This is a genomic window from Streptomyces sp. TG1A-8, from assembly GCF_030499535.1.
In the GTDB taxonomy this organism is placed as follows: Bacteria; Actinomycetota; Actinomycetes; order Streptomycetales; family Streptomycetaceae; genus Streptomyces.
On the sequence record NZ_JASTLB010000001.1, the window covers coordinates 3,034,030 to 3,052,461 of the forward strand.

Annotated in this window: 16 protein-coding genes and 2 pseudogenes; 3 read left to right on the forward strand and 15 right to left on the reverse strand. The window is 71.7% G+C overall.

Annotation, left to right across the window (positions count from 1 at the left end; translation table 11 throughout):
- Positions 1-12: 12 nt before the first annotated feature.
- From nuoK to QQY24_RS13035, 11 genes and pseudogenes are all read right to left on the reverse strand, one after another.
- Complete coding sequence (gene nuoK, locus QQY24_RS12985) at positions 13-312, reverse strand: NADH-quinone oxidoreductase subunit NuoK (RefSeq protein WP_301972850.1); 300 nt, start codon at positions 310-312, stop codon at positions 13-15.
- Positions 309-1,154: an NADH-quinone oxidoreductase subunit J gene (locus QQY24_RS12990; RefSeq protein WP_301972851.1), complete on the reverse strand. Its 846-nt coding sequence runs from the start codon at positions 1,152-1,154 to the stop codon at positions 309-311. The genes nuoK and QQY24_RS12990 overlap by 4 nt, the downstream gene beginning before the upstream one ends.
- Positions 1,151-1,792, reverse strand: coding sequence for an NADH-quinone oxidoreductase subunit NuoI (nuoI, locus tag QQY24_RS12995; protein ID WP_301972852.1), 642 nt, complete (start codon positions 1,790-1,792; stop codon positions 1,151-1,153). Before nuoI ends, QQY24_RS12990 begins: the two co-directional genes overlap by 4 nt.
- Entirely contained in the window at positions 1,785-3,149 is a 1,365-nt protein-coding gene (gene nuoH / locus QQY24_RS13000; protein ID WP_301972853.1) for an NADH-quinone oxidoreductase subunit NuoH, read from the reverse strand. Before nuoH ends, nuoI begins: the two co-directional genes overlap by 8 nt.
- A pseudogene (locus QQY24_RS13005) lies at positions 3,146-5,649 on the reverse strand (NADH-quinone oxidoreductase subunit G). Before QQY24_RS13005 ends, nuoH begins: the two are co-directional and overlap by 4 nt.
- Entirely contained in the window at positions 5,646-6,995 is a 1,350-nt protein-coding gene (nuoF, locus tag QQY24_RS13010) for an NADH-quinone oxidoreductase subunit NuoF (RefSeq protein WP_301972854.1), read from the reverse strand. Before nuoF ends, QQY24_RS13005 begins: the two are co-directional and overlap by 4 nt.
- A complete protein-coding gene (gene nuoE, locus QQY24_RS13015) occupies positions 6,992-7,864 on the reverse strand; it encodes an NADH-quinone oxidoreductase subunit NuoE (RefSeq protein WP_301972855.1) in 873 nt (290 codons plus the stop codon). The genes nuoF and nuoE overlap by 4 nt, the downstream gene beginning before the upstream one ends.
- Positions 7,861-9,201 carry an NADH-quinone oxidoreductase subunit D gene (locus QQY24_RS13020; protein WP_301972856.1) on the reverse strand — a complete coding sequence of 447 codons (1,341 nt, stop codon included), beginning with the start codon at positions 9,199-9,201 and terminating at the stop codon, positions 7,861-7,863. The genes nuoE and QQY24_RS13020 overlap by 4 nt, the downstream gene beginning before the upstream one ends.
- Positions 9,198-9,962: an NADH-quinone oxidoreductase subunit C gene (locus tag QQY24_RS13025; RefSeq protein ID WP_301972857.1), complete on the reverse strand. Its 765-nt coding sequence runs from the start codon at positions 9,960-9,962 to the stop codon at positions 9,198-9,200. Before QQY24_RS13025 ends, QQY24_RS13020 begins: the two co-directional genes overlap by 4 nt.
- Positions 9,959-10,513 carry an NADH-quinone oxidoreductase subunit B family protein gene (locus QQY24_RS13030; protein ID WP_301972858.1) on the reverse strand — a complete coding sequence of 185 codons (555 nt, stop codon included), beginning with the start codon at positions 10,511-10,513 and terminating at the stop codon, positions 9,959-9,961. The genes QQY24_RS13025 and QQY24_RS13030 overlap by 4 nt, the downstream gene beginning before the upstream one ends.
- Before the next feature lie 13 nt (positions 10,514-10,526).
- Complete coding sequence (locus QQY24_RS13035) at positions 10,527-10,886, reverse strand: NADH-quinone oxidoreductase subunit A (RefSeq protein WP_003992243.1); 360 nt, start codon at positions 10,884-10,886, stop codon at positions 10,527-10,529.
- Positions 10,887-11,626: 740 nt separating this feature from the next.
- Here QQY24_RS13035 and QQY24_RS13040 point away from each other — a divergent pair.
- Positions 11,627-12,472: a C40 family peptidase gene (locus QQY24_RS13040; RefSeq protein ID WP_301972859.1), complete on the forward strand. Its 846-nt coding sequence runs from the start codon at positions 11,627-11,629 to the stop codon at positions 12,470-12,472.
- A gap of 122 nt (positions 12,473-12,594) precedes the next feature.
- A pseudogene (locus QQY24_RS13045) lies at positions 12,595-13,209 on the forward strand (peptide deformylase); the annotation flags it as partial.
- Positions 13,210-13,287: 78 nt separating this feature from the next.
- Here QQY24_RS13045 and QQY24_RS13050 read toward each other — a convergent pair.
- Positions 13,288-14,571: a geranylgeranyl reductase family protein gene (locus QQY24_RS13050; protein WP_301972860.1), complete on the reverse strand. Its 1,284-nt coding sequence runs from the start codon at positions 14,569-14,571 to the stop codon at positions 13,288-13,290.
- 773 nt (positions 14,572-15,344) lie between these two features.
- Between QQY24_RS13050 and QQY24_RS13060 the strand changes: the two genes are divergently transcribed.
- Positions 15,345-15,662, forward strand: coding sequence for a PASTA domain-containing protein (locus QQY24_RS13060; protein WP_301976230.1), 318 nt, complete (start codon positions 15,345-15,347; stop codon positions 15,660-15,662).
- A 15-nt stretch (positions 15,663-15,677) separates the two neighbouring features.
- Here QQY24_RS13060 and QQY24_RS13065 read toward each other — a convergent pair whose 3' ends face one another.
- From QQY24_RS13065 to mqnC, 3 genes are all read right to left on the reverse strand, one after another.
- On the reverse strand, positions 15,678-16,373 hold the full coding sequence (locus tag QQY24_RS13065; RefSeq protein WP_301972861.1) for a demethylmenaquinone methyltransferase: 696 nt from the start codon (positions 16,371-16,373) through the stop codon (positions 15,678-15,680).
- 186 nt (positions 16,374-16,559) lie between these two features.
- Positions 16,560-17,210 carry a hypothetical protein gene (locus QQY24_RS13070; RefSeq protein ID WP_301972862.1) on the reverse strand — a complete coding sequence of 217 codons (651 nt, stop codon included), beginning with the start codon at positions 17,208-17,210 and terminating at the stop codon, positions 16,560-16,562.
- Between the two features lie 7 nt (positions 17,211-17,217).
- Positions 17,218-18,432 carry a cyclic dehypoxanthinyl futalosine synthase gene (mqnC, locus tag QQY24_RS13075; RefSeq protein WP_301972863.1) on the reverse strand — a complete coding sequence of 405 codons (1,215 nt, stop codon included), beginning with the start codon at positions 18,430-18,432 and terminating at the stop codon, positions 17,218-17,220.

An 18,432-nucleotide genomic window follows, 5' to 3' on the forward strand; every position in this document is an offset into this window, starting at 1 on the left:
TCTTCCGACCCCTTACAGCTTCATCAGGCTGGCGTCGTCGACCGAGGCCGAATGGCGGGTGCGGAACAGCGACACGATGATCGCGAGGCCCACCACGACCTCCGCGGCGGCGACGACCATCGTGAAGAAGGCGATGATCTGGCCGTCGAGGCTGCCGTGCATCCGGGAGAAGGCGACGAACGCGAGGTTGCAGGCGTTGAGCATCAGCTCGACGCACATGAACACGACGATCGCGTTGCGCCTGATGAGCACCCCGGTCGCGCCGATGGTGAACAGCAGGGCGGCGAGGTAGAGGTAGTTGACGGGGTTCACTTCGACGCCTCCTCGGCCTGCTTGAAGTGCGCCGGTTCGACCTGCGTGCGCTCCAGGCGGTCCTGCGCGCGCTGCTCCAGCGCCCGCAGGTCGTTGAGCGCTTCCGCGGACACGTCACGGATCTGGCCGCGCTCGCGCAGCGTCTTGCTGACGGTCAGCTCGGAGGGGGTGCCGTCGGGCAGCAGGCCCGCGATGTCCACGGCGTTGTGCCGGGCGTAGACGCCGGGCGCGGGCAGCGGCGGGAGGTGCTTGCCCTCGCGGACGCGCTGTTCGGCCAGTTCGCGCTGGGTCCTGGCGCGCTCGGTGCGCTCGCGGTGGGTGAGCACCATGGCACCGACGGCGGCCGTGATGAGCAGGGCCCCGGTGATCTCGAAGGCGAAGACGTACCTGGTGAAGATGAGGGCGGCGAGTCCCTGCACGTTGCCGCCCGCGTTCGCCCGGCCGGTGCCCTCGAACTGCTTCAGGGAGGCGTTGGCGAGGCCCGCGAACAGCAGGACGCCGAAGCCGACCCCGCACAGCAGGGCCAGCCAGCGCTGGCCCTTGATGGTCTCCTTCAGGGAGTCCGCGGCCGTGACGCCGACGAGCATCACCACGAACAGGAACAGCATCATGATCGCGCCGGTGTAGACGACGATCTGCACGACGCCCAGGAAGTAGGCGCCGTTGGCGAGGTAGAACACCGCCAGGATGATCATCGTCCCGGCCAGGCACAGCGCGCTGTGCACGGCCCTCCTCATGAACACGGTGCACAGGGCGCCGAGCACCGCGACCGTGCCGAGGACCCAGAACTGGAAGGCCTCACCGGTGGAGGTGGTGTAGGCGGCGAGGTGCTGTGCGCTCATCGGCCGATCACCTCCTCCGAGGCCGGCTCGTCCGGGCCGAAGGTGGAGGCGGCCTCCTGCGGGACCTCTCCCTTGGAGAGCGCCACCTGCCGTGCGGTGCCCGGCGCGGCCTCCGTCACCAGCCCCTGGTAGTAGTCCTGTTCGTCGGTCCCGGGGAAGATCGCGTGGGGCGTGTCGACCATCCCCTCGTCCAGGCCGGCGAGCAGCTGCTCCTTGGTGTAGATGAGGTTGGCGCGGCTGGAGTCGGCCAGTTCGAACTCGTTGGTCATCGTCAGCGCGCGCGTGGGGCACGCCTCGATGCACAGGCCGCACAGGATGCAGCGGGCGTAGTTGATCTGGTAGACGCGGCCGTACCGCTCGCCCGGCGAGTAGCGCTCCTCGTCGGTGTTGTCGGCGCCCTCCACGTAGATGGCGTCGGCGGGACAGGCCCAGGCGCACAGCTCGCAGCCGACGCACTTCTCCAGGCCGTCCGGATGGCGGTTGAGCTGGTGCCGTCCGTGGAACCGCGGAGCGGTGGTCTTCTTCTGCTCCGGGTACTGCTCGGTCAGCCGCTTCCTGAACATGGCCTTGAAGGTCACGCCGAAGCCGGCCACGGGGTTCTGGAAACCGGGCTTGGTCTCCTCGGGCTCCTCAGCCATCCGACGCCTCCTTTCCATCCGCGGATCCGTCACCGACAGTGTCGGGTCCGCCACTGACAATCAGCTCCCGCTCGCGGTGCGGGCGGCGCCTGGGCACCGGCGGGAGCTCCTGGCCGGGCAGCGGCGGCACGGGGAATCCGCCCGCCATCGGGTCGAAGCCGGCCGGCTGGGCGGCGGGCTCCTCGGGCGCCCGGGCCTTCTCGCGGAACATGTCGGCGACGAAGGAGAGCAGCAGCAGGGCGAGGACCCCGCCGCCGACGTACAGGGCGATGTCGGCGAAGTCGTAGTTCTCGTTGCGCAGGGCCCGCACGGTCGCCACGAGCATCAGCCAGGTCAGCGAGACCGGGATGAGCACCTTCCAGCCGAGCTTCATCAGCTGGTCGTAGCGGACCCGCGGGAGGGTGCCGCGCAGCCAGATGAAGAAGAACAGCAGCAGCTGGACCTTGATGACGAACCAGAGCAGCGGCCACCAGCCGTGGTTGGCGCCCTCCCAGAAGGTGCTGACCGGCCAGGGGGCGCGCCAGCCGCCGAGGAAGAGCGTGGCCGACACGGCCGAGACCGTCACCATGTTCACGTACTCGGCGAGCATGAACATCGCGAACTTGATGGACGAGTACTCGGTGTTGAAGCCGCCGACCAGGTCGCCCTCGGACTCCGGCATGTCGAAGGGGGCGCGGTTGGTCTCGCCGACCATCGTGACGATGTAGAGGATGAAGGAGACGGGCAGCAGCAGGACGTACCAGCGGTCGTGCTGCTGCTCGACGATCGTCGACGTCGACATGGAGCCCGAGTAGAGGAACACGGAGGCGAACGCGGCGCCCATGGCGATCTCGTAGGAGATCATCTGCGCGCAGGAGCGCAGGCCGCCGAGCAGCGGGTAGGTGGATCCGGAGCTCCAGCCCGCCAGCACGATGCCGTAGATGCCGACGGAGGCGACCGCGAGGATGTAGAGCATCGCGATCGGCAGGTCGGTGAGCTGCATCGCGGTGCGGTGGCCGAAGACCGAGATCTCGTTGCCAGCCGGCCCGAAGGGGATCACCGCGATCGCCATGAAGGCCGGGACGGCCGCCACGATCGGCGCGAGGACGTAGACCGCCTTGTCGGCGCGTTTGACGATGAGGTCTTCCTTGAGCATCAGCTTCACGCCGTCGGCGAGCGACTGGAGCATGCCCCAGGGGCCGTGCCGGTTGGGGCCGATGCGCAGCTGCATCCAGGCGACGACCTTGCGCTCCCAGACGATGGAGAACAGCACGGTCACCATCAGGAAGGCGAAGCAGAAGACGGCCTTGACGACGACCAGCCACCAGGGATCGCGGCCGAACATCGAGAGGTCGTCAGCGGCGAGGTACGGGCTCATGCCTCCACCTCCTTGGGGGCCTGTCCGGCAGGTGCCGCCGGGCCGATGCGGACGAGTGAGCCGGGCACCGCTCCGGTGTCGGAGGCGACGCCGGAGCCTGCGGAGTTCAGCGGGAGCCAGACCACCCGGTCGGGCATCGCGGTGATCCGCAGCGGGAGTTCGGTCGTGCCGGCCGGGCCGCGGACGGCGAGGACACCGCCGTCCGCGACGCCCGCCTCGGCGGCCGTCGCGGCCGACAGGCGCGCGTGTGCCGCGTGCCGGGTTCCGGCCAGTGCCTCGTCGCCCTGCTGCAGGACGCCCCGGTCGAGCAGCAGCCGGTGCCCGGCGAGGACGGCCTCGCCGGCGGCCGGGCGGGGCAGCACGCCCGCGGACTCCCGGGGACCGGAGGCCCTCGGGCCGTCCCAGGCGCCGAGCCGGTCGATCTCCGCGCGCGTGGTGCGCAGGTCCGGCAGGCCCAGGTGGACGTCCATGGCGTCGGCCAGCATCTGCAGCACGCGCCCGTCGGTCGGGGGAGGCGGCGGGCCATCTGGTCGGGCTTCAGCGCCGACTCGAAGGAGCGCGCCCTGCCCTCCCAGTTGAGGAAGGTGCCGGCCTTCTCGGGGACCGCGGCGACCGGCAGGACGACGTCGGCGCGCTCGGTGACCTCGCCGGGCCGCAGTTCCAGCGACACCAGGAAGCCGACGCCGTCCAGGGCCGCACGCGCGCGTGCCGGGTCGGGCAGGTCGGCGACCTCCACGCCCGCGACGACGAGCGCGGACAGTTCGCCGGTGGCGGCGGCCTCGATGATCTGGCCGGTGTCGCGGCCGTGGTGCAGGGGCAGGTCGGCGAGCCCCCAGACGGTGGCGACCTCCTCCCGCGCGCGCGGGTCGGTCACCGGGCGGCCGCCGGGCAGCAGCGACGGCAGGGCGCCCACCTCGACGGCACCGCGCTCCCCGGCCCGGCGCGGGATCCACACCAGTTCGGCGCCGGTCGCGGTGGCGGCGCGCACGGCGGCGGTGAGGCCGCCGGCGACCGCGGCGAGCCGCTCGCCCACGACGATCACGGCACCGCCGGCGCGCAGCGCCTCGGCGGCCCGCGTGCCCGGCTCCTCCAGGCCGACGCCGCTCGCGAGGGCGTCCAGCCATTCGGTCTCGGTGCCGGGGGCTGCCGGCAGCAGCGTGCCGCCCGCCTTCTCCAGGCCCCGGGTGGCGTGCGTGGCCAGCGCGAAGACCTGCTGCTTGTGCTTGCGCCAGGCCTTGCGCAGCCGCAGGAAGACGCCGGGCGCCTCCTCCTCCGACTCGAAGCCGACGAGGAGGACGGCGGGCGCCTTCTCCAGGGCGGTGTACGTGACGCCCGTGCCGTCGAGGTCGCGGCCGCGGCCCGCCACGCGGGCGGCGAGGAAGTCGGCCTCCTCACCGCTGTGCACGCGCGCGCGGAAGTCGACGTCGTTGGTGCCGAGGGCCACGCGCGCGAACTTGCTGTAGGCGTAGGCGTCCTCCACCGTCAGCCGGCCGCCGAGCAGGACGCCGGCCCGGGACCGGGCGGCGCCGAGCCCGCGCGCGGCGGCCTCCAGCGCCTCCGGCCAGGAGGCCGGCTCCAGGACGCCTTCGGCGGTGCGCACCAGCGGGGTGTCGAGGCGGTCCCTGAGCTGCGCGTAGCGGAACGCGAAGCGTCCCTTGTCGCAGATCCACTCCTCGTTGACCTCGGGGTCGTTGGCGGCGAGCCGCCGCATGACCTTGCCGCGCCGGTGGTCGGTGCGGGTGGCGCAGCCGCCCGCGCAGTGCTCGCACACCGACGGCGACGACACCAGGTCGAAGGGGCGGGAGCGGAAGCGGTAGGCCGCCGAGGTGAGCGCGCCGACCGGGCAGATCTGGATGGTGTTGCCGGAGAAGTACGACTCGAACGGGTCGCCCTCGCCGGTGCCGACCTGCTGGAGCGCGCCCCGCTCGACCAGTTCGATCATCGGGTCGCCCGCGACCTGGTTGGAGAAGCGGGTGCAGCGGGCGCACAGCACGCACCGCTCGCGGTCGAGCAGCACCTGGGTGGAGATTGGGACGGGTTTTTCGTAGGTCCGCTTCCTGCCGTCGAAGCGGGACTCGGCGTTGCCGTGCGACACGGCCTGGTTCTGCAGCGGGCACTCGCCGCCCTTGTCGCAGACCGGGCAGTCCAGCGGGTGGTTGATGAGCAGCAGCTCCATCACGCCGTGCTGGGCCTTCTCGGCGACCGGTGAGGTCAGGTGGGTCTTCACCACCATGCCGTCCGTGCACGTGATCGTGCAGGACGCCATCGGCTTGCGCTGGCCCTCGACCTCGACGATGCACTGGCGGCAGGCGCCGGCCGGGTCCAGCAGGGGGTGGTCGCAGAACCGGGGGATCTCGATGCCGAGCTGTTCGGCGGCCCGGATGACCAGGGTGCCCTTGGGCACGCTGATTTCGATGCCGTCGATCGTCAGCGTGACGAGGTCCTCCGGTGGGACCGCCGCCTGCCCCCCTCCGGTGGGGGCACTGGTGGTCACGGTCATGCGTTCACCTCCGGGCGGTCCGCCCAGGCCGTCGACTTGGCCGGGTCGAAGGGACAGCCCCGGCCCGTGATGTGCTGCTCGTACTCCTCGCGGAAGTGCTTCAGCGAGGAGAAGATCGGGGAAGCGGCGCCGTCGCCGAGGGCGCAGAAGGACTTGCCGTTGATGTTGTCGGCGATGTCGGCGAGCTTGTCGAGGTCGGACATGGTGCCCTTGCCGGCCTCGATGTCGCGCAGCAGCTGCACCAGCCAGTACGTCCCCTCGCGGCAGGGCGTGCACTTGCCGCAGGACTCGTGGGCGTAGAACTCGGTCCAGCGGGTCACCGCCCGCACCACGCAGGTCGTCTCGTCGAAGCACTGCAGGGCCTTGGTGCCGAGCATGGAGCCCGCGGCGCCCACCCCCTCGTAGTCCAGCGGGACGTCGAGGTGCTCGTCGGTGAACATCGGGGTCGAGGAGCCGCCCGGCGTCCAGAACTTCAGCCGGTGACCGGGGCGCATGCCGCCGCTCATGTCGAGGAGCTGGCGCAGCGTGATGCCGAGCGGCGCCTCGTACTGGCCGGGGCTCGCGACGTGGCCGCTGAGCGAGTAGAGCGTGAAGCCGGGCGACTTCTCGCTGCCCATCGACCGGAACCACTCCTTGCCGTTCTTCAGGATGGCGGGAACCGACGCGATCGACTCGACGTTGTTCACCACGGTGGGACAGGCGTAGAGGCCCTCCACCGCGGGGAAGGGGGGACGGAGCCGCGGTTGGCCGCGGCGGCCTTCGAGCGAGTCGAGCAGTGCGGTCTCCTCACCGCAGATGTACGCGCCGGCGCCGGCGTGCACGGTGAGTTCGAGGTCGAGTCCGCTGCCCAGGATGTTCTCGCCAAGGTAGCCCGCCGCGTAGGCCTCGCGGACGGCCTCGTGCAGCCGCCGCAGGACGGGGACGACTTCGCCGCGCAGGTAGATGAAGGCGTGCGAGGACCGGATGGCGTAGCACGCGATCACGATGCCCTCGATGAGGCTGTGCGGGTTCGCGAAGAGGAGCGGGATGTCCTTGCAGGTCCCGGGCTCCGACTCGTCGGCGTTGACGACCAGGTAGTGCGGTTTTCCGTCCCCCTGGGGAATGAACTGCCACTTCATCCCGGTCGGGAACCCCGCGCCGCCGCGCCCGCGCAGACCGGAGTCCTTGACGTAGGCGATCAGGTCGTCCGGCGACATGGCGAGCGCGGTGCGCAGCCCCTCGTACCCCTCGTGCCTGCGGTAGACGTCCAGGGACCAGGACCGGTCCTCGTCCCAGAAGGCCGACAGCACGGGTGCGAGCAGCTTCTCCGGGCTGGTGTCCCTCACATCGGGTGCCACGGTCATCACTCCCCCTCCTCGGCGGTGGGCCCCGCCGGGTGGGCCGGGTCGGAGGCCGATGTGTCCTGCGGCGCGTCGTGGGAACTGAGGTGCTCGGCCGGGGACGGCTCGTGCACCGTCCGGGCCCGCGGTTCGTCGTGCGGGCCGCCGTCACGCGGGTGCACCACGCGCGCGGGCGCGGCCTCCCCCCTGGCCAGGCGGAGACCCACCAGCGAAGCGGGTCCCGCGCTGCCTCCCTCCTCGACGGCACCGGGCCGCTCGTCGGGGAAGCCGGCCAGGATCCGGGCGGTCTCCTTGAAGGTGCACAGCCGCGCCCCGCGCGTGGGCCGCACGGGCCGCCCGGCGCGCAGGTCGTCCACCAGGGCGGTGGCGCTGTCCGGGGTCTGGTTGTCGAAGAACTCCCAGTTGACCATCATGACCGGCGCGTAGTCGCAGGCCGCGTTGCACTCGATGTGCTCCAGGGTGACCTTGCCGTCGTCGGTGGTCTCGCCGTTGCCGACGCCCAGGTGCTCCTGGAGGGTCTCGAAGATCGCGTCGCCGCCCATCACCGCGCACAGCGTGTTGGTGCACACGCCCACCTGGTAGTCACCGGACGGCCTGCGCCGGTACATGGTGTAGAAGGTAGCGACGGCGGTGACCTCGGCCGTGGTCAGGTCCAGCATGTCCGCGCAGAACCGCATGCCGGTGCGGGTGACGTGGCCCTCCTGCGACTGCACGAGGTGGAGCAGCGGCAGCAGGGCGGACCGGGAGTCCGGATAGCGCGCGATCACCTCGCGCGCGTCCGCCTCCAGCCGGGCCCGGACGTCGTCCGGGTACGCGGGCGCGGGCAGTTCGGGCATGCCCAGGCTGACGCCCCGCTCCGAAGAAGAGGTGGTCACCGGTCGACGCCTCCCATCACGGGGTCGATGGACGCGACGGCGACGATGACGTCGGCGACCTGGCCGCCCTCGCACATCGCCGCCATGGCCTGCAGGTTGGTGAAGGACGGGTCCCGGAAGTGGACCCGGTAGGGGCGGGTGCCGCCGTCGGAGACAGCGTGCGCGCCGAGCTCGCCCTTGGGCGACTCGACGGCCGTGTACGCCTGTCCCGGCGGGACCCGGAAGCCCTCGGTGACCAGCTTGAAGTGGTGGATCAGGGCCTCCATGGAGGTGCCCATGATCTTCTTGATGTGGTCGAGGGAGTTGCCGAGGCCGTCCGGCCCGAGGGCGAGCTGGGCGGGCCAGGCGATCTTCTTGTCGGCGACCATGACCGGCCCGGGCTGGAGCCGGTCCAGGCACTGCTCGACGATCCTGAGCGACTGGTGCATCTCCTCCAGGCGGATGAGGAAGCGCCCGTAGGCGTCGCAGGTGTCGGCGGTCGGGACCTCGAAGTCGTACGTCTCGTAGCCGCAGTACGGCTGGGCCTTGCGCAGGTCGTGCGGCAGGCCGGTGGAGCGCAGGATCGGGCCGGTGGCGCCGAGGGCCATGCAGCCGGCCAGGTCGAGGTAGCCGACGTCCTGCATGCGGGCCTTGAAGATGGGGTTCCCGGTGGCGAGCTTGTCGTACTCCGGGAGGTTCCGCTTCATCTTCTTCACGAACTCGCGGATCTGGTCCACCGCGCCGGGGGGCAGGTCCTGGGCGAGTCCGCCGGGGCGGATGTACGCGTGGTTCATCCGCAGGCCCGTGATGAGCTCGTAGAGGTCGAGAATCATTTCACGATCGCGGAATCCGTAGATCATGATCGTGGTGGCGCCCAGCTCCATGCCGCCGGTGGCGATGCACACCAGGTGGGAGGAGAGCCGGTTCAGCTCCATCAGGAGCACCCGGATGATCTTGGTCCGCTCGGTGATCTGGTCCTCGACGCCGAGCAGCTTCTCGACGGCGAGGCAGTAGGCGGTCTCGTTGAAGAAGGACGTCAGGTAGTCCATGCGCGTGACGAAGGTGGTGCCCTGCGTCCACGTGCGGAACTCGAGGTTCTTCTCGATGCCGGTGTGCAGGTAGCCGATGCCGCAGCGGGCCTCGGTGACCGTCTCGCCCTCGATCTCCAGGATCAGGCGGAGCACTCCGTGGGTGGACGGGTGCTGGGGACCCATGTTGACGACGATGCGCTCGTCGTCGGCGCGGGCCGCGGACTGGACGACTTCGTCCCAGTCGCCGCCGGTGACCGTGTAGACGGTGCCCTCGGTGGTCTCGCGCGCCGAGGCGGCGGAGGCCGCGGATGCTGACTGCGTGCTCACGAGTACGACCTCCGCTGGTCCGGAGCCGGGATCTGGGCGCCCTTGTACTCGACGGGGATGCCGCCGAGGGGGTAGTCCTTGCGCTGCGGATGGCCCTGCCAGTCGTCCGGCATCATGATCCGCGTCAGGGCCGGGTGGCCGTCGAAGACGATCCCGAAGAAGTCGTAGGTCTCGCGCTCGTGCCAGTCGTTGGTGGGATAGACGGAGACCAGGGACGGGATGCGCGGATCGCTGTCGGGCGCGCTGACCTCGAGGCGGATCAGCCGGTTGTGGGTGATCGAGCGCAGGTGGTAGACGGCGTGCAGCTCGCGGCCCTTGTCGTGCGGGTAGTGGACGCCGCTGACGCCGGTGCACAGCTCGAAGCGCAGGGCCGGGTCGTCGCGCAGGGTGCGGGCGACGCGGACCAAGTGTTCGCGTTCGAGGTGGAAGGTGAGTTCGCCGCGGTCGACGACCGTCTTCTCGACGGCGTTGCCGGGGAGGAGTCCCTGTTCCTCCAGGGCGCCCTCCAGTTCGTCGGCGACCTCGTCGAACCAGCCGCCGTAGGGCCGGGCCGCCGGTCCGGGGAGCCGGATCGAGCGGACCAGGCCGCCGTACCCGGAGGTGTCGCCGCCGTTGTTGGCGCCGAACATGCCGCGCTGGACGCGGATCTCCTCGCCTCCCCCGCCCCGCCGGCCGGGAAGGTTGGAGGCTTCGAGGTCCTTGTCGGGGTTCACCCCGTTCGCGGACCCGTTCGCGGCGTTGGTGCCGTTCGCGTCGCTCACCGCAGCAGCCCCTTCATCTCGATCGTGGGCAGGGCCTTGAGCGCCGCCTCCTCCGCCTCGCGGGCCGCTTCCGCGGCGTTCACGCCGAGCTTGGTGGACTGGATCTTCTGGTGGAGCTTGAGGATCGCGTCCATCAGCATCTCGGGCCGGGGCGGGCAGCCGGGGAGGTAGATGTCGACCGGGACGATGTGGTCGACGCCCTGGACGATCGCGTAGTTGTTGAACATCCCGCCCGAGGAGGCGCAGACGCCCATGGAGATCACCCACTTCGGGTTGGGCATCTGGTCGTAGACCTGCCGCAGCACCGGCGCCATCTTCTGGCTGACCCGGCCGGCGACGATCATCAGGTCCGCCTGGCGGGGCGAACCGCGGAAGACCTCCATGCCGAAGCGGGCGAGGTCGTAGCGCCCGGCACCGGTGGTCATCATCTCGATGGCGCAGCAGGCGAGGCCGAAGGTGGCCGGGAAGACGGACGCCTTGCGCACCCAGCCCGCGGCCTGCTCGACGGTGGTCAGCAGGAAGCCGCTCGGCAGTTTTTCTTCGAGTCCCATGTCTAAAGGCCCCTCAGTCCCATTCCAGGCCGCCGCGCCGCCATACGTACGCGTACGCGACGAAGACGGTGAGCACGAAGAGCAGCATCTCCACGAGCCCGAAGATCCCCAGGGCGTCGAAGGTGACGGCCCAGGGGTAGAGGAAGACGATCTCGATGTCGAAGACGATGAAGAGCATCGCCGTCAGGTAGTACTTGATGGGGAAGCGCCCGCCGCCGGCCGGCGTGGGGGTGGGCTCGATACCGCACTCGTAGGCTTCGAGCTTGGCGCGGTTGTACCGCTTCGGACCGATCAGCGTGGCCATGACCACGGAGAAGATCGCAAAGCCTGCCCCGAGGGCTCCCAGTACGAGGATGGGCGCATACGCGTTCACCGCTCCTCGCTCCTCTCAGTCGGCGCTGACTGCATGGGCACTGGGCTCACGTCCGCCCCACCGGCCCCACGAACCCCGCTCGTCCCGGGCGGAGATCGCGAACATGTGAAGCAGGTCACAAGCCCAACTGCCTCGCATCCTATGCCTGCCGATGTGTGATCTGCGACACGGGGTATTGCACAAGCTTTGTGATCTCCACCACCTGACGAAGGATCATGAAGCCGGATGAGGGGTGATCTTCACACGCGAAGCGTTCAGGTGATCACCATAAGTGACATTTTCGCCGGTCACCGCAGGTCGGAGGGGTCGCCTCAATATCAAGAGAATTCCGTTGCATGCAAATTGGCGCTGGACGGCGCACCCTGCTAGGCGATCGCGTTCACACGTGCGAGGGGGGTCCGCGGCTCGATGTGAACGGGGCCGGGGCGCGTGCGCGCGTTCACGAAGTCCGCCGCGCCCGGGACGCCGCCCTCCCGGTAACCGTTCCGTGACCTCCGCCACATCCGTGAGAATCGGATGAGAACCGGGCTTGGCCAACCGGCCCAACCAATGGTAGGCGCGGGGCAATTCGGACGTAATGATCAAAGGCCGTGATCAAGGCCTTGATCACAAGCGTCCGCAATGTCCGTTACGGCGTCAATAAAGAGCGACACGCCCGGCTTTCGGGCCCCGGCTGAACAACTGTGGCGCACCACACGTTCCTTGAAGATATGAAGGAGCCCCTGGTACCGGTTGTTCCCATGTCCCACACCGCTCACATACGCAGCCACCGGAAACCCCGCCGCAGCGCGTCCACCATCGCGATGCGGGCCGGAGTCGCCGGTGGCGTTCTCGGCACCCTGGCAGTGGCCGGGGCGTCCGGTTCGGCGAACGCGGCCGAGCCGGTGGCGCAGACCCTCGAACTGCCCACCCTGACGTCCGACGTGGCCGCCCAGGTCGCCCGGTCCGCGGACGCCACGCAGCAGGCCGCCGCGAACTACGAGCTGCAGGCCGAGCGCGACGCGGCCGCCGCGAACGCCGCGAAGCAGGCCAAGGCGGACCTCGCGGAGGCCAGGAAGAAGGCGGCGCAGGCCAGGAAGAAGGCCGAGGAAGCCGCCCGCAAGGAGGCCGCCGCGCGCGCCTCGCGCACCGCGGAGCGCACCGCGCCGGCCACCACGACGAGCACCGGCACCGGTAGCAGCGCCGGCACCAGCGCCGGCACCACGGTCTCCACGAGCACGTCCACCGCCACCGGTTCGGCCGCGGCCATCGTCTCCTTCGTCGAGGCCCAGGTCGGCAAGGCGTACGTCTCCGGCGCCACCGGCCCCTCCGCCTACGACTGCTCCGGGCTGGTGCAGTCGGCGTTCAGGCAGGTGGGCGTCAGCCTGCCGCGCGTCTCCCAGGACCAGTCGGTGGCCGGCACCCAGGTGTCGCTGGGCAACCTGCAGCCGGGCGACATCCTCTACTGGGGCGGCGCGGGCAGCGCGTACCACGTCGCGGTGTACGTCGGCGACGGCATGTTCGTCGGCGCGCAGAACCCCTCCACGGGCGTCGTGGAGCGGCCGCTGTCGTACGACCCGCCGTCCGGCGCCGTGCGGGTGCTCTGAGGCACCGCACGCCTTCCCCGCGCGGGGCCGCAGCCGCTCGGGGGCAGCGGCCCGGCGCCGTTGCGGGCATGCTCGGTCCGGACCGCCGCCCGGCGGTCCGTCCACGAGCGGAGGAGACCGCGGTGCCCCGCGTGTTCGTCCGGGGAAACCCCGTCGGCCACTTCCCCCGCCACGCCCCCGAGGCCGGGCGCGGCGCGGTGCGCCGCATCCCCGAGGCCGGCGAGGAGGTCCTGCACCGGCCCTGCCGGGACGTCACGGAGTTCGGGCCCGACCTCGCCACGCTGATCGACGACATGTTCCGCGCCCTGTACGTCGCCGAGGGGCGGGCCTGGCCGCGAACCAGGTCGGGGCCGGGCGGCGCCTGTTCGTCCACGACTGCCCCGACGACGACGGGGGCCGGCACGTCGGACCCGTCGTCAACCCGGTGCTCGTGCCGCCGACGGGTGCCGGACGGCGGCTGACCGAGGCCGGCGAGGGCTGCCTGTCCGTGCCCGGCGCCGTGATGGCCGTGGCGCGGCCGGCGCGCGCCCTGGTGCGCGGGCGGAACAGGGACGGCGCTCCGGTCGCCGTCGAGGGCACCGGGCACTTCGCGCGCTGCCTCGCCCACGAGACGGACCACACCGACGGCCACCCCTACCTGGACCGGCTCTCCGGGCGCGGGAAGAAGGACGCGCTGCGGCAGACGAGCGGCCCGGCGGGACGAGGTCTACGCCCGCCGGGCCGCCAACGCCGCGGCCCTCATGCCCTGGGTGGGGCCTTTCGTCCGGACCGGGCCGGGTCCCGCGGGCCCGGCGGGATCCGGACGGGGGCCCTGGTCACGCCTTCGGGGCCACCTTGCTCAGGCCGTTGATGATGCGGTCCATCGCGTCGCCGCCCGTCGGGTCGGTGAGGTTGGCCAGCAGCTTCAGCGTGAACCTCATCAGCAGCGGGTGGGTCAGACCGCGCTGGGCGGCGATCTGCATGACCTTCGGGTTGCCGATGAGCTTCACGAAGGCGCGGCCGAGGGTGTAGTAGCCGCCGTAGGTGTCCTTCAGCACGCGCGGGTAGCGCTGCAGCGCGGTCTCGCGCTGGGCGGGCGTGGCCCGCGCGTGGGCCTGGACGATGACGTCGGCGGCGATCTGGCCGGACTCCATGGCGTAGGCGATGCCCTCGCCGTTGAAGGGGTTCACCAGGCCGCCGGCGTCGCCGACGAGCAGCAGGCCCCTGGTGTAGTGCGGCTGGCGGTTGAAGGCCATGGGCAGGGCGGCGCCGCGGATCGGGCCGGTCATGTTCTGCGGCGTGTAGCCCCAGTCCTCGGGCATGGAGGCGCACCAGGCCTTGAGGATCTCGCGCCAGTCAAGCTCCTTGAAGGCGGCGGAGGTGTTGAGGACGCCGAGGCCGACGTTGGAGGTGCCGTCGCCCATGCCGAAGATCCAGCCGTAGCCGGGCAGCAGGCGGTCCTGGGGGCCGCGGCGGTCCCACAGCTCCAGCCAGGACTCCAGGTAGTCGTCGTCGTGGCGCGGCGAGGTGAAGTACGTGCGGACCGCGACGCCCATCGGGCGGTCCTCGCGGCGGTGCAGGCCCATCGCGAGGGAGAGCCGGGTGGAGTTGCCGTCGGCGGCGACGACGAGCGGCGCGTGGAAGGCGACCTCGCGCTTGTCGTCGCCGAGTTTGGCGGTCACGCCGGTGATGCGGCCGGTGCGGTCGTCGACGACCGGACCGGAGACGTTGCAGCGCTCGTACAGGCGCGCACCGGCCTTCTGGGCGTTGCGCGCGAGCTGCTCGTCGAAGTCGTCCCGCTTGCGGACGAGGCCGTAGTCCGGGAAGGAGGCGAGGTCGGGCCAGTCGAGCTGGAGCCGGACGCCGCCGCCGATGATCCGCAGGCCCTTGTTGCGCAGCCAGCCGGCCTCCTCGGAGATGTCGATGCCCATGGCCACCAACTGCTTGACCGCGCGCGGGGTCAGGCCGTCGCCGCAGACCTTCTCCCGGGGGAACTCGGTCTTCTCCAGCAGCAGGACGTCGAGTCCGGCCTTGGCGAGGTGGTACGCGGTGGTGGAGCCTGCTGGCCCAGCGCCCACGACGATCACGTCGGCGGTGTTGTCGGGAAGGGGCTCGGTCACGGCGGGATCTCCCCAGGTTCGGAATCTGCGTGCCGACCGGCACTGGACAGGGGGCAGTCTATTCAGCGGTACCGAACCACCCGGCTGAAGGGCTGCCTCCGTGAACCGGCTCCTCCCCGCCCACGAGGACGCGCTCGTGCGGCACCGGGTCCTCGGCGACCGCGCGGTCGTGGAGTTCCACGGCGGCCGGCCGGACTGCCGGGCTGCCGGCCGGCCGGGCTGCCGGCCGGCCGGGCGGCCGGACTGCCGGGCTGCCGGCCGGCCGGGCGGCCGGGCTGCCGGGCTGCCGGTCCACGAGCAGCCGACCGCGTACCGGCGCCGGCACGACGCGGAGCGGGTCTTCTGCCCGCGGTCGGTGCTGGACGGGGCCGGGGAGGTCGTCGGGTTCGCCGGCGCGCGGTTGTGGCCGCATCCCGTGGAGGCCGGTGGGCGAGGTCGGGGCCGGCCGGCGGCTCGGCCGGGCGCGCACCGGGGCCGCCTCCGCGGCGGCGCGGGAGACCCGCGGGCGGCTGCGGGCGATGGGCGTACCGGGCGTGGTGGCGATGGTGGACGCCCGCAGCGAGCGCTCCATCACCGTCACCCGGAGGCCGGGCATGCGCCTGGAGCGGACCCTCACGGCACCGGACCCTGAACGGCGGGCCCTGCCATCACCTCGACCCGTGACCCACGGTAGTCGATTGTCACAATGTGCCACATCGCACTTCCGGGTGGACCGGGGCGGGGCTACCCTGCCGGTACCGCTGGGGGTGACATCTGTGCACACACCACGCAATATGCCCGGACCCCGTGTTCCCCGTCTGGTCGGCCTGATGGCCGTGGACGCGCGCGAGACGGCCCGGGCGCGGGGCCTGCTCCTCGCCGCGCCGGACCGCCCGGAGTTCCACCGCGCGGTCGTGGACCACGTCGTGCGCCAGTACCCGCAGCCCGGCGCCGAGGTGCCGCCGGACTCGACGGTGTACGTGTGGTTCGACTCCGCCGAGGGGGAGGGCGGCGGAGGTGTGCGCGAGCCGCGTGTCCCCCAGCCGCCCGCCGGCGGGGTCCGCCGCGAACTGGGCGAGGCCGGGGACGCCTTCGCGCTGGCCGACCGGTGAGGGTCCGCCGGGGGCTCAGCCCTCCTTGAAGCCCCGGTGCAGCGCGACCACTCCGCCGGTGAGGTTGCGCCAGGCCACCTTCGACCAGCCGGCCCTGCCCAGCCGTTCGGCGAGGCCGCTCTGGTCGGGCCAGGCGCGGATGGACTCGGCGAGGTAGACGTAGGCGTCCGGGTTCGAGGACACCGCGCGCGCGACCGGGGGCAGGGCCCGCATCAGGTACTCGGTGTAGACGGTCCGGAAGGGCGCCCAGGTCGGGTGCGAGAACTCGCAGATCACCACGCGTCCGCCGGGCCGGGTCACCCGGTGCATCTCCCGCAGGGCCGCGTCCGTGTCCTGCACGTTGCGCAGGCCGAAGGAGATCGTGACGGCGTCGAAGGTGTCGTCCCTGAACGGCAGCCGTGTGGCGTCGCCGGCCGTGAACGGCAGCCAGGCGTGCTTCCCCTTGCCGACCTGGAGCATCCCGAGGGAGAAGTCGCACGGGACGACGTAGGCGCCGGTGCGCGCGAAGGGCAGCGACGAGGTGGCCGTGCCCGCCGCGAGGTCGAGGATCCTCTGCGCGGGGCGGGCGTCGACCGCCCTGGCCACCTCCTTGCGCCAGCGCCGGTCCTGGCCGAGCGACAGCACGTCGTTCGTCAGGTCGTACCGTTCCGCCACGTCGTCGAACATCGAGGCGACTTCGTGCGGCTGCTTGTTCAGGAAGGCGCGGGTCACCCGCCCATTGTTGCAGCACGGTCCGCCGGTGGGAGGCGGGGCTTACCGCGTGCCGCGGCCCCTCCGGCCGGCCGTGCCCTGTCGCCGGCCTCCCCGGACGGCACGCCCGGGGCCTCTCGCCCGGATCCTGCCGGGCCCGCGGACCCCGGCACCGCACCTGATCCGACCCGGTCCGGACGAAGGACCCTAGCGGCGGCGGTGGAGCAGGCGGCCGGCGACGACCGTCGCGACGCAGACGGCGGCCCCGCGGCGGACCAGAGCGGCCTCGTCGGGCGCGTCGAACACGGCGAAGGTCGCGTCCCGGCCGTCGTCCGGCACGATCGGCGCGAGGATCGCCTCGCCGAGGCTGCGGCACCCGCGCAGCGGGTCCAGGTCCGGCGGGCCCGCAGGCGTCCCGCGCCGCGCCCCCGCCGTCATCCCGGCCCGGCGCACGGCGTCCGCGGCGGCGGGCCGCCGCAGTTCCCCGGCCACCGCGACGGTCCCGTGCGCCAGCATCCGCTGCACCCCGCGCCGCGCGCTCGCGCCCCACCGCGTGTCGGTCATCCCGAGGGCGGCCAGGGCCTCGCCGGTGAGCGGCGCGTCACCGAGTTCACCGGCCTCGCGCGGGTCGGGGTGGTAGGTGTGCTCCAGCAGTTCGGGCCCGCACGGGTTGAGCAGGCCGGGCGCGATGAGCCCGGGCCAGCGGCGCACGCGGGCCGTCGGGTGGGCGGCGGCCACCTCCTGGTACGGGCCGGCGGACGCGATCACCCGGCCCTGGACGAGGATCGCGCCCCCGGGCACCGGCGCCCGCCGCGGATCGCCGGTGAGGAGCAGGTCGGCGGTGTGGATCGTCAGCACGGCGGGGTCAGTTGGCGGCGAGCAGCTTCAGCTCGGGGTGGGCCGTGCCGCCGGCGATCGCCGTGGAGGAGACGTGGGAGACCACGCGGTCGTCGACGGGGTCGTCGGCCGGGTCCTCGTGGACGACGAGGTGCTCGTACGTCGTGGAGCGCTGCGCCGGGACGCGGCCGGCGGCCCGGATCAGGGCGATCAGCTCCAGGAGGTTGGAGCGGTGCCTGGCGCCGGCGGAGGAGACCACGTTCTCCTCCAGCATGACGGAGCCGAGGTCGTCGGCGCCGTAGTGCAGCGAGAGCTGGCCGACCTCCTTGCCCGTGGTCAGCCACGAGCCCTGGATGTGCGGGACGTTGTCCAGGAACAGGCGGGCGATCGCGATCATCCGCAGGTACTCGAACAGCGTCGCCTGCGTACGGCCCTTCAGGTGGTTGTTCTCCGGCTGGTACGTGTACGGGATGAACGCGCGGAAACCACCCGTGCGGTCCTGCACGTCCCGGATCATCCGCAGGTGCTCGATGCGCTCGGCGTTCGTCTCCCCCGTGCCCATCAGCATCGTCGTGGTGGACTCCACCCCCAGGCGGTGGGCGGTCTCCATGATCTCCAGCCACCGCTCGCCGGACTCCTTCAGCGGCGCGATCGCCTTGCGCGGACGCTCCGGCAGCAGCTCGGCACCCGCCCCCGCGAAGGAGTCCAGACCGGCCGCGTGGATGCGCGCGATCGCCTCCTCCACCGGCACCTTGCTGATCCGGGCCATGTGCTCCACCTCGCTCGCCCCCAGACTGTGGATGACGAGCTGCGGGAACTCCTTCTTGATCGCCGAGAAGTGCTCCTCGTAGTACTCCACCCCGTAGTCCGGGTGGTGACCGCCCTGGAACATGATCTGCGTGCCGCCCAGCTCGACCGTCTCCGCGCACCGGCGCAGGATGTCCTCCAGGTCGCGGGTCCAGCCCTTCTCCGTGTCCTTCGGAGCCGCGTAGAAGGCACAGAACCGGCACGCCGTGACACACACGTTCGTGTAGTTGATGTTCCGCTCGATGATGTACGTCGCGATGTGCTCGCTACCCGCGTACCTGCGGCGCCGCACGGCGTCCGCCGCGGCGCCCAGCGCGTGCAGCGGGGCGTCGCGGTACAGGACGAGCGCCTCCTCGGGCGTGATGCGTCCGCCCGCCGCCGCTCGCTCGAGCACGGCTGCGATGTCGGCGGAGGCGAGGCCGGCCTTCTCGGTCAC